Annotated in this window: 10 protein-coding genes; 7 read left to right on the forward strand and 3 right to left on the reverse strand. The window is 41.1% G+C overall.

Annotation, left to right across the window (positions count from 1 at the left end):
• Nucleotides 1-39 precede the first annotated feature (39 nt).
• On the forward strand, nucleotides 40-4,899 hold the full coding sequence (locus tag Q4B79_RS03090; protein WP_303085060.1) for a type ISP restriction/modification enzyme: 4,860 nt from the start codon (nucleotides 40-42) through the stop codon (nucleotides 4,897-4,899).
• Between the two features lie 50 nt (nucleotides 4,900-4,949).
• Here the strand turns inward: Q4B79_RS03090 and trmA are convergent, their stop codons facing one another.
• Nucleotides 4,950-6,077: a tRNA (uridine(54)-C5)-methyltransferase TrmA gene (gene trmA, locus Q4B79_RS03095; RefSeq protein ID WP_303084966.1), complete on the reverse strand. Its 1,128-nt coding sequence runs from the start codon at nucleotides 6,075-6,077 to the stop codon at nucleotides 4,950-4,952.
• A 113-nt stretch (nucleotides 6,078-6,190) separates the two neighbouring features.
• Between trmA and Q4B79_RS03100 the strand changes: the two genes are divergently transcribed.
• Nucleotides 6,191-6,733 carry an ATP-binding protein gene (locus tag Q4B79_RS03100; protein ID WP_303084967.1) on the forward strand — a complete coding sequence of 181 codons (543 nt, stop codon included), beginning with the start codon at nucleotides 6,191-6,193 and terminating at the stop codon, nucleotides 6,731-6,733.
• Nucleotides 6,734-6,755: 22 nt separating this feature from the next.
• Here Q4B79_RS03100 and Q4B79_RS03105 read toward each other — a convergent pair whose 3' ends face one another.
• Nucleotides 6,756-7,901: a beta-ketoacyl-ACP synthase III gene (locus Q4B79_RS03105; RefSeq protein ID WP_303084968.1), complete on the reverse strand. Its 1,146-nt coding sequence runs from the start codon at nucleotides 7,899-7,901 to the stop codon at nucleotides 6,756-6,758.
• A gap of 187 nt (nucleotides 7,902-8,088) precedes the next feature.
• Here Q4B79_RS03105 and Q4B79_RS03110 point away from each other — a divergent pair, with 187 nt between their 5' ends.
• The gene (locus Q4B79_RS03110) at nucleotides 8,089-9,480 is read left to right on the forward strand and encodes a DUF3482 domain-containing protein (RefSeq protein WP_303084969.1); all 1,392 of its coding nucleotides are present in this window, start codon (nucleotides 8,089-8,091) and stop codon (nucleotides 9,478-9,480) included.
• A 235-nt stretch (nucleotides 9,481-9,715) separates the two neighbouring features.
• Here the strand turns inward: Q4B79_RS03110 and Q4B79_RS03115 are convergent, their stop codons facing one another.
• Nucleotides 9,716-9,823, reverse strand: a complete 108-nt coding sequence (locus Q4B79_RS03115) for a hypothetical protein (protein ID WP_303084970.1) — start codon at nucleotides 9,821-9,823, stop codon at nucleotides 9,716-9,718.
• An 11-nt stretch (nucleotides 9,824-9,834) separates the two neighbouring features.
• Between Q4B79_RS03115 and Q4B79_RS03120 the strand changes: the two genes are divergently transcribed.
• The 4 genes from Q4B79_RS03120 to Q4B79_RS03135 all read left to right on the forward strand — a co-directional run bounded on the left by Q4B79_RS03120 (nucleotide 9,835) and on the right by Q4B79_RS03135 (nucleotide 15,075).
• On the forward strand, nucleotides 9,835-10,215 hold the full coding sequence (locus Q4B79_RS03120) for a hypothetical protein (protein ID WP_303084971.1): 381 nt from the start codon (nucleotides 9,835-9,837) through the stop codon (nucleotides 10,213-10,215).
• Nucleotides 10,208-10,744, forward strand: a complete 537-nt coding sequence (locus tag Q4B79_RS03125) for a formyltransferase family protein (RefSeq protein WP_303084972.1) — start codon at nucleotides 10,208-10,210, stop codon at nucleotides 10,742-10,744. Before Q4B79_RS03120 ends, Q4B79_RS03125 begins: the two co-directional genes overlap by 8 nt.
• Before the next feature lie 463 nt (nucleotides 10,745-11,207).
• Nucleotides 11,208-12,809, forward strand: coding sequence for an isocitrate lyase (locus Q4B79_RS03130; protein ID WP_303085061.1), 1,602 nt, complete (start codon nucleotides 11,208-11,210; stop codon nucleotides 12,807-12,809).
• A 100-nt stretch (nucleotides 12,810-12,909) separates the two neighbouring features.
• Complete coding sequence (locus tag Q4B79_RS03135; RefSeq protein ID WP_303084973.1) at nucleotides 12,910-15,075, forward strand: malate synthase G; 2,166 nt, start codon at nucleotides 12,910-12,912, stop codon at nucleotides 15,073-15,075.
• Nucleotides 15,076-15,237 lie beyond the last annotated feature (162 nt).

Below are 15,237 nucleotides of genomic sequence, written 5' to 3' on the forward strand. Positions count from 1 at the left end.
AACCAACAAACCAAACAACCAACCAAAACATTATCGGATATTTTAGAACAATATCAAGCCCTTTCGCACAGCCAGCGTGAAAAAGGCACTTATTTTGAACGCCTTTGTATTGATTATCTAACCACCGAAAACCATTACAAAACCCTTTATCAATCCGTCCTCCCCTTTGCCGACTGGATTAGCCAGCACAAACCCACCTTTCCAAAAACCGACACAGGCATAGACCTTGTTGCCATAGGGTTTGACGGTGCATTAACCGCCATTCAATGCAAAAATTATTCAGCCGATTATCGCATTGCCAAATCCGACATTGACAGCTTTTTTACCGCTTCTGGCAAAAGCGATTTTAGTCATCGCCTGATTATCGCTACCACCGACCACTGGTCGGACAATGCCCAAAACGCCCTAAGCGACCAGCAAATTCCTGTCAATGTCATCAGCCGTACAGACCTTGAAAACAGCGTCATTGACTGGGAGCGATACACGCCCAATCAAACGCCCATCTTGCACACCAAAAAGACATTAAGAGACCACCAGTCAGAAGCCCTAAATGCCGTCAAAAAAGGCTTTGAAACCGCCAATCGTGGCAAACTCATTATGGCGTGCGGTACTGGCAAAACTTTCACATCACTCAAAATCGCCGAAGACCAAGCAGGCATTGGCAAAATGGTGTTGTTTTTAGTGCCAAGTTTGGCTCTTTTATCCCAATCTTTGACCGAATGGACACAGCAGTCCGATACTCCCATCTATGCCTATGCCGTCTGCTCTGACAGCGATGTGGGTAAACAAAAAGACGATGACCTACTACAAACCCAAATCCACGAATTACAATTTCCCGCCACCACCAATGCCAAGTCTTTGTGCAATGCCATAAAAAGCCGTGCCAATGACACCGCAATGACGGTAATTTTTAGCACTTATCATTCCATTGAAGTCATCAGTCAAGCTCAAAAGCTGGGTTTGGGCGAGTTTGAGCTAATTATTTGTGATGAAGCCCACCGTACCACAGGGGCAACCTTTGAAAATACAGACGAAAGCCATTTTGTCAAAATTCATCACAATGACTTTATTCAAGCCAAAAAACGCCTATATATGACCGCCACCCCCAGAGTGTATAGCAACAGTGCCAAAAAGACCGAAGGGGTAGAAGCCATTTATTCTATGGATAATGTAGAATATTATGGCAATAATTTTCATACCATCAGTTTTAGCCGTGCGGTCAATTTAGATTTACTGGTAGATTATAAAGTATTGGTACTGGCGGTATCCGAAAGTCATATCAATCGCCGATTAGAAAAGTTATTAAATGACAATGGCAATGAATATAAAGTAGATGATGTTGCCAAAATTATTGGTTGTTGGAAGGCTTTATCCAAATATGGGGTAGAAAATGATTTGTCTGATGATAATTTGCCAATGAAAAGAGCGGTTGCTTTTTGTCAAATTATTGATAAAGAATATAAAGGCAATAAACATAAAGTTAGCTCAAAAGCCATTAGCGAAATGTTTGGCGATGTGGTAAGAGCTTATCAAGAGCAAGAAATAAAATGGTTGCAAGAAAAACACAAAAAAGAGGATATAGAATTAAATCCATCATTACAATTAAAATGCGAAGCCAATCATATAGACGGCAGAATGAACGCTAGTGAAAAAGCAAGCAAAATCAACTGGCTAAAAGCCGATACAGCGGACAATACTTGCCGTATTTTGTCCAATGTCCGCTGCTTATCCGAAGGGGTTGATGTACCTGCTTTGGACGCTGTTTTGTTTTTGACCCCAAGAAGTTCACAAATTGATGTGGTGCAATCAGTTGGGCGAGTAATGCGAAAAGCGACAGGCAAAAAACGAGGCTATGTCATTTTGCCCATTGTCATACCAGCAGGGGTAGAGCCAGAGGTTGCCCTTGATAATAACGAAAATTACAAAGTGGTATGGCAAGTATTAAATGCCTTGCGTTCGCACGATGATAGATTTGATGCCATACTCAATAAATTAGAATTTGGGGCAGGTTCGGATAAAATTGAGATTACCGCCATCGCCGATAATATCAAAGCAAAAGTCAAAAAATCCAATAAAACAACCACTCGTGGCAAAAATAGCATTGGACAAAAAGACGATGAAATACCAGTACAAGGCGAATTGGATTTTAATATCACAGATATTGAACGAGCTTTGGTTGCCAAAATCGTCAAAAAATGTGGCAATCGTATGCACTGGCAAGAATGGGCGGCTAATGTTGCTCAAATTGCCAATACACATACCGATAGAATAAAAGCCATCTTAGAAAATACCGAAAACCACACACAAATTAAAGCCTTTAATGAATTTGCAAATCAATTGCGAAATGATTTAAATAATTCCACCACCGATAATGAAGCCATAGAAATGCTCTCACAGCATTTAATCACAAAACCAATCTTTGATGCATTATTTGATGACCCAGAATTTACCAAAAAAAATCCAATGTCTGTGGCATTGGATAAAGTCATCAATGCCCTAGCATTAACCAATATTTCAGACAAAGAAACCAAAGAATTAAATGAGTTTTATGATGCCATTGCCATTCGTGTGAGCGGAATTAAAGAACCTGCTCATCGCCAAAGAATTATCAAAGAATTGTATGATAATTTCTTTCGCACTGCCTTTCCAAAACTTTCTGAAAAAATGGGGATTGTCTATACGCCCATAGAAGTGGTGGATTTTATCATTCATTCTATTGAGCATATTTTAAAAAGTGAGTTTAATGCCAGTCTTAATGATAAAGGCGTACAAATCATTGACCCATTTACAGGTACAGGTACTTTTATCACACGGCTATTACAAAGCGGTATTATTGAGAATAAAAATTTACCGCAAAAATATCAAGAAATCCACGCCAATGAAATGCTCCTACTGGCTTATTATATCGCCACCATCAATATTGAAAGCGTCTATCATAGCTTGATTATTGATGATTATAAACCATTTACAGGAATATGTTTGGCGGATACTTTTGCAATGTATGAACACAATTTGATTGCTCTAAGTGATAATAGTCAACGCCAAAAACGACAAAAAGAGCTGGATATTACGGTAATTATGGGTAATCCACCTTATTCGGCAGGGCAAGAGAGTGCCAATGATAATAATGCTAATATGAGTTACCCTTATTTGGACGAAAAAATTAGAAATACTTATGCTGAGTATAGTAATGCTACCAATAAAAACTCACTGTATGACAGTTATATCCGTGCCATTCGTTGGGCAAGTGATAGAATTAGCAATAAAGGTGTGATTGGTTTTGTTACCAATGGCGGTTATTTGGATAGTAATAGTGCAGACGGATTAAGAAAATGCCTAGCCGATGAATTTAGCAGTCTTTATATTTTTCATCTGCGTGGTAATCAACGCACATCAGGTGAACGCTCTCGTAAAGAAGGCGGTAAAATATTTGGTTCTGGCAGTAGAGCACCGATTGCCATTTCTATTTTGGTTAAAAATCCCAATTCAATGACCAATGGGCAGATTTATTTTTATGATATTGGCGATTATTTAACTCGTGATGAAAAGTTGGCGATTATTGATAACTTTAAATCCATTGAAGGCATCAAAGAATGGCAAACCATTGTTCCTGATGAATTTAATGATTGGCTTAATCAAAGAGATACCAATTTTGATAATTATATCTCAATGGGTGATAAAAAAGATAAAAATGCAGTGGTTGTTTTTGAAAATTATTCTCGTGGAATAGCAACTGCTCGTGATGCTTGGTGCTATAATTTTTCAAAAAAATCATTAATTCATAATATGTCATCAATGATTACTACTTATGAGAATGAAATTGGTAAAAATAAAGATGACTTAATTATGGATAATACTGTTATTGGTTGGTCTGGTGATTTGATTGCACGACTTGAAAGACAAGTAAAATCCCCATTTAACAAAAACAATATCAGAAAAGGTTTGTATAGACCATTTACTTTTCAAAATTTATATTTTGATAAGCTGTTTAACGAAAGACAATATCAGCTACCAAGCATATTTCCAACACAGGATACAGAAAACTTAGTTGTATGTGTAACTGGTATTAGTGGCGGAAAAGAATTTTCTTGTTTAATAACAGATAAAATTCCAGATTTGGGCATGATTGCAGTTAATCAATGCTTCCCCTTATATCTTTATGAACCAATAACCATTACTTCAAATCACCCATTATTTCAAGGACAATCTTTTGATGATTTTAAGAGAAAAGACGCAATTAGTGATGAAGCCTTTGAATATTTTCAATCGTATTATAAAATGCGTAGAATATCAAAAGAACAAATTTTTTATTATATCTATGGTCTTTTGCACAGCCAAGATTACCGAGAACGCTATGCCGATAATTTATCCAAACAGTTGCCACGCATTCCACGAGTCAAATCGGTAGATGACTTTTTGGCATTTGAAAAAGCGGGGCGAGCATTGGCAGATTTGCATCTAAATTATGAAAGCGTACCAATGTATGATAATATTATTTTACAAGGCGGCATTAGCCTTGTTGATGATAAAATCATCGGTGGTAGTGATGATGATTTTTATGTGAGTAAAATGAAATTTGGCAAGCGTAAAAATACACAAACAGGTAAAAATGAAGATGATAAAACGGTGATTATTTATAATGAAAACTTTACCATTTCTAATATCCCATTATCCGCTTATGATTATGTCGTCAATGGCAAATCAGCCATAGAATGGGTCATAGAACGCCAATCTATCAAAACCGATAAAGCCAGTGGCATTACCAATAATGCCAATGATTGGGCGTGCGAGACAATGAATAATGCTCGCTATCCATTAGAATTATTACTGCGTGTCATTACGGTAAGTATAGAGAGTATGAATATCGTGAATAATTTGCCCAGTCTTGTGATTGAGTAACGCAATAAAAAGCGGATAAAATCTTTATCCGCTTTTATACTTTTTGAGCTTTATTCTTTACTAAGCCAAACCCCACTTTCAATATGATGGGTATAAGGAAATTGGTCAAATAAAGCAAAGCGTTTGATTTTATGCGTGGTATTTAACACTTGTAAATTATCAAATAAAGTATCAGGATTACAAGAAATATAAATGATGTTATCAAATCCCGCCAAAATCTTTAAAGTTTCATCATCAATCCCTGCTCGTGGCGGGTCTACAAATATGGTATTAAAGTCATAATCCTTGATATTAATACCACTTTCAATCAATCTCCTAAATTCTCTTTTTCCTGCATGAGCCTCGCTAAACTCCTCTGCTGATAGTCGAGCAATGGCGATATTATCAATTTGATTGTGTTCTATTGCCCATTTGGCAGAATTGACTGATGATTTTGCCATTTCGGTGGCTAATACTTTATTAAAATATTTCGATAAAGGCAAAGTAAAATTACCATTACCGCAGTATAATTCTAATAAATCTTTTTTATTTTCAATATTATCCGCCACATCGCAGGCAAAGTTTAGCATTTTTTGACAAACAAAAGCATTGGGCTGGCTAAATCCACCTTCAATTTGCTGATAATAAAAGTCAGTCGCTTGCCCTTTGATATTGACCGTCATTTTTTCAATCACAAAATCATCAAACAAAACCAATTTTTGTCCACGACTTCTGCCAATGAGTTTAATGTTTAATTCATTTGCCAAAGTATTGGCTAAGGCTTGCCACTTGTCATCTAATTTTTTATGATAAATGAGTGTAACGAGCATTTCTCCTTTTAATGTATTTAAAAAGTCAATTTGAAATAATTTGTCTTTTAAGATGGCATGGGCTTTTAATTTGTTTAATAAAATGGGCATTAATTCATTAATGGCGGTACTGGCAATAGGAAAATCAGAAATTTCAATAACCTTTTTGGATTTACCATCTCTTTCAAACATGGCATAAAACATGTCATCAAGCCCTGTTAATGCCCCATTTCTATCAGTATGCCAAATCCTAAATTCGGCACGCTGGCGAAAATGACTGATTGGCGATGGGTAAATTTCCAACTCAGGTGGATTAAAAGGAGTAAATTGGGTGGAAAGACGCTCAACTTTGGTGGATAATTGAGCTTGATAATCATTGTTTGTATACATGTCTGTGCAATTCATGGCTTGATTGATTGTTCAAAATTACCATTTTATAAAAAAGTTATCCAAAAAGCAAATCCATATGTTATAATCTTAAATCATCATCATCAATAACATGCATGCAAAATCAAAATCCTGACACCCAAAAAATTCTTATCATCGGTGCAGAATGCACAGGGAAATCCACACTATGTCAGGCTCTTGCCAATGAGTTTAATACCATATTTACTCCTGAGTACATGCGAATCTATCTAAATCACAAACCCGATGGTTATATTTGTCAATACAAAGATTTAATTTTTATTGCACAAGGGCAAATCCATCAAGAAAAACAACTAGCAAAAACAGCCAATAAATATCTATTTTGTGATACTTCATTATTATTACTCAAAGTATATAGCGAGCATTATTTTAACAACTGTCCGCAATTCATCTTAGATGCCATTCCAAACCTAACATACAGCCATATTTTTGTGACAGATAATATTGGTATTACATGGGTTGCAGATGGACAACGAGATTTACCAAATGGGCATGACATGATTTATCAAAAAATCATTCAAACCTTAGATTTTTATGGATTAAGTTACCATCATGTCTCAGGCGAATTATCGCACAGAATAAATCAAGTTCGACAAATTTTACACAATAAAAAGGGCTGATAAACAGCCCTTAATACTTAAATCATGCTTTTTTGACGATGACCGAACCAATGGAATAACCCGCCCCAAACGAGCAGATAACCGCCACATCGCCACTTTCGATGCCATCTTGGCAACGGTGAAACGCAATCATGGGACTGGCTGAACTGGTGTTGCCAAATTCATCAATCACAATAGGGGCGATGGATTTGTCTGCTTCTTTACCCATGATGGTGCGTAAAATCAAATCAATCATGTTGATGTTGGCTTGGTGTAGCCACAGTTTTTTGACCTTGTCGGTGCTGATTTGATTTTCTGCCAAATGCGTGCTGATGATTTCGGATACTTTGGGGCAAACTTCACGAAATACCTTGCGACCCTCCTGCAAAAACAGCTTGTCAGTAACAGGCTCGTCTAGGTCAGGATACATGGTGGTTTTGGCGTGCAAAAACTCACTTCTGTCCATAAAACCAAATTCGTTTTTGATGTTGGTGGAAAATTGCGTCCACAATTTGCTGTCCAAAATCTCATAACCTTTGGGGGTGTCCAACTGCTCAACAATGGTTGCTGCTGCTACATCACCAAAAATAAAGTGGCTATCACGATTTCGCCAGTTAAGATGAGCGGACGGAATCTCCACATTGATGATGGCAATGCGTTTACCAAGCCCTGCCTTTATCATGCCGACCGCTTGGGCGATACCAAAAGTCGCCGCACTACACGCCACGTTCATATCAAAGGCAAATCCGCCCTCCATACCAACCGCTTGCTGAACCTCAATGGCGATGGCAGGGTAGACGCGCTGAAAGTTGGAGCAAGCACAGATGATGCCATCCAAATCCGCTCCCGTTAACCCTGCATTGGCGAGTGCTTCATTTAGGGCATCTGCCCCCATTTCTGCCATGATGGACAGCTCCTCGCCCAATTTGCGAGCGGGGAAAGTGGGTGCCATGATATTGGGATCTAAAATGCCTTTTTTGTCAATAACATAGCGAGATTTGATGCCAGAGGCTTTTTCGATAAATTCAACCGTAGAATGTTGCAAGGCGACTTTTTCGCCAGCTTCGATGGCTTGGGCGTTGTCACGGTTATAATTATCCACATAGGTATTAAATGCCGTTACCAACTCCTCATTGGTAATGGAATCTTTGGGAATGTGAAGTCCTGTGGCGGTGATACAAATGGTCATCAATTTCTCCTATGTTTTGGCTTTTGATGATTTGAAAAATTTAGTTACAAATTTAAGTTAGTGTACCATACTTTTTGCTAAAAAAATAGCATACGTTTGTAAACTTTTTACAATCACAACATTCTTAGGCTGTTATTTTTGACAAAATCAACTTATAATAACATAAAAATTTCATCACTTATCTTATATGCCCAACCAATCTGACCGCCCCATCAAACTTGCCGTCATCGGACACACCAATGTTGGTAAGACCTCTCTTATGCGGACTTTGCTACGAAATGAGGATTTTGGCGAGGTAAAGAACGCCTCCGCCACCACACGCCATGTAGAAATGGCAACATTACACACCCAAGATGGCATACCGCTAGTAGCACTATATGACACACCCGGTCTAGAAGATGGGTCAGGCGTGATGGATTTTATTGTGGAGCATACCGATGGCAGAGCCGATGGCATAGACCGCCTCCGTGCGTTCTTAGAGGCAGTCTCAAACCAAAGTAACCTACTTGATGGCGATTATAGCCAAGAAGCCAAAGTCATTAACGCCCTGCTCTCCTCGCAGGTCGCTCTATACGTCATTGACACACGCGAACCCATCTCTTCTAAGTACAAAGACGAACTGGCGATTTTGGCAAGCTCTGGCATACCCATCTTACCTGTGTTTAATTTTATTAAAGATAAAAACACCCAGTTTGAGGCATGGAAAGACATGCTCTCACGTAGAGCATTACATGTGTACAATCTATTTGACACCATTGCTTTTGATTTTGATAGCGAAATGGCACTGTGGGAGAATCTTGGCACGATGACCCACCATCAGGCATTTGACCAGCTCAAAGATGAACGCACTAAGTTGTGGCAACAGATGGTTGAGACTGGCAGTGTCATGATTGCTGATTTTTTGATTAATGTGGCAAGTTTTCAGAAAAAAATTGGGGAGCATGATGACCCAGAACCTGTACTAAATGCCATGCAACACACCACCCATCAAGCCTTTAATATTTTACAAGACAGACTGCTAGAATTATACAAATTTTATCATACCCCACTACAACAAGATGAGCTTATCATTCATGGTTCGGAGCAAGACATGTTTGATGGCGAATTTTTGGCACGTTATGGCATTCGCACCGCTGGGGGAAGTATCGCAGGCATTGTCATCGGTGCTAGCATTGATGTGGCAACGCTTGGAGCCAGTCTGGGGCTTGGTACTGCCATCGGTAGCGTGGTAGGCGGACTACTACCAAATAGCACCACCATCAAAGACAAAGCACTAGGCGTAAAAACCCTCAATATCAGCGATGACACCCTACTTGTACTCGCTACAAAAAGTCAAGCTCTGCACCACACCCTAAGACATCTAGGGCATGCCAATCTTAACCAAATCAACATCAGCCACCAAGACCATCTTGTATGGCAACCAAGCAAGCTCCCCGCCCCACTCAAAAAAGCACGAACTTATCCCAATTATTGTGGCTTAGATGAGTCTTATGACGCCAAAAAACACTTACGCTTGGCACTTGCCAACGAACTTAGCGAAACCCTGCTTGAACATTTATTACAGCCAAAATCCATTTGATGTTTACAAACAGTCAATCTCATTACATACACTTTATTACAAATTATAAATACAAGATAGATAATTAACCCAGACAGGTGGGATAAATGTGGGAAATGGTGGGGGTGGCTGGGGCAAGTTAGGATAGGATTTGAAGTGATATTGCATAATGTGCAATGAAAAAGGCTTTGATGATTTTGAGTGCCAAACTTGAATTTATCAAAGCCTTTTATTTTTTGGTGGGATTATGGCTGATTTAGGCGGACTGAGCAAAAAGGTCAGGTTGGGAGCGGTCTTGGTATTCTTTTCGCATACGGGCTAAGATTTCATAAATGTAGGGCAAAGACAAATTGAACTTTTGCACCAGCTCACTATGTGGCGGTGGTAAATGGCGAACTGGTGGCACATTTGGCAGTTTCAACTCGTCCTGCACTTGTTGAAGCTCGTGCTTGCCGATTGGTGGTAATGCCCGAATGGCAAGGGGCTGGCATTGGAATGCGGTTTTTAAATGCCGTATGCCAAATGTGGCTTGAAGGTAACAACCGCTACAACAAACCCCTGCGAACCATTTTTCACACCAGCCACCCAAACCTTGCACAGGCGTTAAGGCGTGATAAGAAATGGACGCAGATTAGCGGTAGCCTATACACTAAATCATCCAATAAATGTAAAGACGGTAAACTATTAGGGCGTTATGGCGGACATTTTAGAGCGGTGCAGGGCTTTCGCTATTTGGGAGAAAATTTTGATGAATAAATTAAAAGTAATGATAGTCGGGCAAAAATGGCTTGCCGAACAAGTTTTGGTGTGGTGCTTAACCCAGCCAGCGATTGAAGTGGTTGCCGTATCGCCCCCAAATGAGACAGACCGCTTGGCAAGGCTGGCAACCACCCACCAAATCCCTATTACTGTCCACAACAAAACCCTAAGTGCCGACCAAGTGCCAACTGGGGTGGATATTATTCTAACCGCCCACGCTTATTGTTTTGTAGAAAAGCAAGCAAGGGACAAAGCAAGGCTTGGAGCGATTGGCTACCATCCAAGCCTGTTGCCTAAATATAAAGGCAAAAACGCCGTCAAACTCGCATTTGATAATGGCGACAAGATTGTAGGCGGTTCACTCTATCAGCTTGACGATGGTTGGGATACAGGGCAGGTGCTGGCTCAAAAGTCGGTAACGGTTGATGATGGCGATACATTGACAAGTTTGTGGCAAGATAAGTTAGCCCCGATTGGGGTGGAGTTGTTTAGGGGGTATTTGATTGAGTTGATTGACAACCTATAAATGCAATACTATTTTGCAATATGCAATAAAAAAGCGTGGTAATTATCACGCTTTTTTGGGGGAAATTTTACGCTTGGCATCAAAATTAGAAATAATTTAGCAATAAATAGAGAATTTTTGTACCAAAAATCTATTTTTCTTATAAAAACGCCATAGAATTTTAAAAAAATCCACTTATTTTTAGATGCTAAAAAATACATTTGACCAACAGCAAAAATCGTCATCACACATAAAAATAATAATATCTTTCAATATGTTAAAAAGCCAATCATTAACCATACCAAAGAGTGATAACCATAAATCAATGGGACTATTTTTTAAATAAATAATCAAGATTTAAGTAGACTATTGGATTAATGGGTTAAATTTTTGTATTCTAGGCACATGAAAACGAGCATCTTGCAAGATTTCATAAATGGGCAGTTGAACGGTCGAAAGACCTCCATGAACTTTAAGGAAAATTATCATGACTTATCAATCCGCACTAGAACACGTTCGTAAAGTAAAAGAAAAACTAGGTGGCACATGGCACGCCATTCGCCCAGAAGATGCGGCACGTATGATGGTACAAAACCGCTTCCACACAGGTCTTGACATCGCCAAGTACACCGCTGCCATTATGCGTAAAGACATGGCGGAGTACGATGCCGACCACACCAAATACACTCAATCACTAGGTTGCTGGCATGGATTTATCGCCCAACAAAAAATGATTGCCAACAAAAAATACTTCGGCACAACGAGCAAACGCTACATCTACCTATCAGGCTGGATGGTTGCAGCACTTCGTTCTGAGTTTGGTCCACTTCCTGACCAATCCATGCACGAAAAAACTGCCGTGCCAAAACTCATCGAAGAAATCTACACTTTCCTACGTCAAGCAGATGCCAAAGAGCTAAACGACCTTTTCCGTGCATTGCAAAAAGCTGAAGCTGCTGGCGACACCGCAAAAGCCAAAGAAATCGAAGCTCAAATCGACAACTTCGAAACTCATGTTGTGCCAATCATCGCTGACATTGACGCAGGTTTTGGTAACGAAGAAGCGACTTACCTACTTACCAAGCAAATGATTGAAGCAGGTGCGTGTGCCATCCAAATCGAAAACCAAGTATCAGACGCCAAGCAATGCGGACACCAAGCAGGTAAAGTAACCGTGCCACACGAGGACTTCCTAGCCAAAATCAACGCGGTTCGCTATGCGTTCTTAGAGCTTGGTGTGGACGAGGGTGTTATCGTTGCTCGTACCGACTCAGAAGGTGCTGACCTAACCCAAAAAATCCCAGTATCTCGTGAGCCAGGCGACCTAGCCAGCAAGTACATCAGCTACCTAGAAACCACCGAGATTGACATCAGCGAGGCAAAAGAGGACGAAATCCTTATCAAGCGTGATGGCAAACTACACCGCCCAACTCGCTTACCATCAGGTCTATACCAATTCCGTGAAGGCACTCAGCATGACCGTGTTGTTCTTGACTGCGTAACCTCACTACAAAACGGTGCGGATATGATTTGGATTGAGACCCCAACCCCAGATGTGGCAGGTATCGCAAGCTTTGTGAATGACATCAAAAAGCAAGTACCAAATGCCAAACTGGTGTACAACAACTCGCCATCATTTAACTGGACCATCAACTTCCGTCAACAAGCTTATGACCGCTGGGTTGCCGAAGGTAAAGACGTTTCAGGTTATGACCGTGCCAAGCTGATGGACGCTCAATATGATGACTCAGAGCTTGCTCGTGATGCAGATGAGAAAATCCGTACTTTCCAAGCAGACGCAGCTCGTGAAGCAGGTGTATTCCACCACCTTATCACGCTACCAACTTACCACACCGCTGCCCTTTCTACCCACGAATTGGCAAAAGGTTACTTCGGTGATGAAGGTATGCTTGCGTACGTTGCTGGCGTACAACGCAAAGAAATCCGTGGCGGTATCGCTTGCGTGAAGCACCAAGCAATGGCTGGCTCGGACATCGGCGATGACCACAAAGAAATCTTCTCTGGTGAAAATGCGTTGAAAGCTGGCGATGCCACCAAAAACACCATGAACCAGTTTGGCGGTTAATTTGCTAAATTAAATTAAGCTAAAACTCTAAAACGGTGTTTTACTGTCAAGGTAAAGCACCGTTTTTGTTAAATGAAACTTAAATTTTAAGGACAAAACAATGGCAACAACTCGCATTCAAAAAGGCTCTTTGGCAATTGACAAAATCTTATTTGATTTTATTGAAAATGAGGCTTTGCCCATCGCCAAACTTGACAGCGACACTTATTGGAAAAACTTTGAGCAAGTGGTGCTTGACCTAACCCCAAAAAACAAAGCCCTACTTGCCAAACGAGATGACTTTCAAGCCCAAATTGACGCTTGGCACAAAAGCAACACTTATGAACTGGGTGCGTACAAACAATTTTTGACCGACATTGGTTATCTTGAACCAGAAGTGGCGGACTTTAGTATCACTACCGAAAATGTCGATGATGAAATCGCCACCATCGCAGGGGCTCAGCTTGTTGTGCCTGTACGAAACGCTCGCTATGCCCTAAACGCTGGCAACGCTCGTTGGGGTTCGCTCTATGATGCCTTGTATGGCTTTGATGTCATCAGCGAGGCGGACGGAGCAGAAAAAGGTAAGGGCTATAACCCTGTGCGTGGGGCGAAGGTCATTGAATTTGCCAAAAATTTCCTTGATGAAACTTTTCCCTTAACGGACGGTTCGCACGCTGATGTAACCGCTTATGCAATTGACAATGGCAAATTATCCGCCAACATTGGTGATAAAACCACCACCTTGCAAAATGCTGAAAAATTGGCAGGCTTTAATGGGCAAGCTGATAACCCAAGCGAAATTATCCTAAAAAATAATGGCCTACACGCCATCGTCCAAATTGACCGTGAGCATTTGATTGGTAAAGATGACAAAGCAGGCGTGAAAGATGTGATTTTGGAATCTGCCGTTACCACCATTCAAGACTTGGAAGACTCAGTCGCTGCCGTTGATGCTGAGGAGAAGGTTGAGGGTTATCGCAACTGGCTTGGGCTGATGAAAGGCGATTTGTCTGAGCAAGTTGAGAAAAATGGCAAAACCATCACTCGTACCCTAAACAGCGATCGCACCTATACCGACCTAAACGGCAACACTCAGACTCTGCACGGACGTTCGGTCATGCTCCTGCGTAATGTGGGGCATTTGATGACCAACCCTGCAATTCTTGTGAATGGCGAGGAGATTTTTGAAGGGATTATGGACGCTCTTATCACACCAATGCTCACCGCCATTGACATTCGTGGCGAGAATACCTTGCGTAACTCTCGCACAGGCTCAATGTACATCGTCAAACCAAAAATGCACGGCTCAGAGGAAGTGGCGTTTGCGGTAGAATTGTTTGAAAGAGCTGAACAAGCCATCGGTTTGCCTGCCAAATCTCTCAAAATCGGCATCATGGACGAGGAACGCCGTACCTCTGCCAACCTGAAAAATTGTATCGAAAAAGCTAAAGACCGCACCATCTTTATTAACACAGGCTTTATGGACAGAACGGGCGATGAGATTCACACCGCCATGCAAGCAGGGGCATTTGTGCGTAAAGGCGAAATCAAGGGGCAAACTTGGTTTAATGCTTATGAAAAACGCAATGTCGGCATTGGTCTAGCGACAGGACTTCTTGGCAAAGCCCAAATTGGTAAAGGCATGTGGCCTAAGCCTGACGAGCTGGCTGAGATGTACCGCACCAAGATTGAACATCCGCAAGCAGGGGCAAGCTGTGCGTGGGTACCAAGTCCGAATGGGGCGACCATTCACGCCATTCACTACCATCAGTGCAATGTGGCAAACCGCCAAACCGAGATTAAGTCGGAGCAAATGCCAAACATTGACGAGCTTTTGACCATTCCTTTGGCGACCGATACCAACTGGACGGACGAAGAAAAGCAAAAAGAGCTGGATAACAACTGTCAAGGCATCTTGGGCTATGTCGTGCGTTGGGTAGATTTGGGCGTGGGCTGTTCCAAAGTGCCTGACATTAACAATGTCGGCTTGATGGAAGACCGTGCGACTTTGCGTATTTCAAGTCAGCACATCGCCAACTGGCTCGCTCACGGTATCGTTACAGAAAGCCAAGTGTGGGATACCCTAAAACGCATGGCAAAAGTCGTGGATGAGCAAAACGCGTCTGACCCTGCCTATCGCCCCATGTCAGCAGATTTTGACAATAACATCGCTTTTCATGCGGCGGCTGACCTTATCTTTAAGGGAGCGACCGAGCCAAGCGGTTATACCGAGCCACTTCTGCACAAAGCTCGTTTAAAGTTAAAAGGTTATCAGGGCGACTAATCGCTTGTGATAAAAGCCCCAAACTGTGATGGTTTGGGGTTTTTGTTTGTGATAACCACATCTTAAAATATTTAAACATATTGCCAAACAAAACAACATCAAGCCACCCAAACAGTTTTACGACACTAAATCGGTTACCGCCGCCCATTTATGCAAAAATAA

The sequence above is a fragment of the Moraxella sp. genome, from assembly GCF_030525845.1.
Lineage (GTDB): Bacteria > Pseudomonadota > Gammaproteobacteria > Pseudomonadales > Moraxellaceae > Moraxella.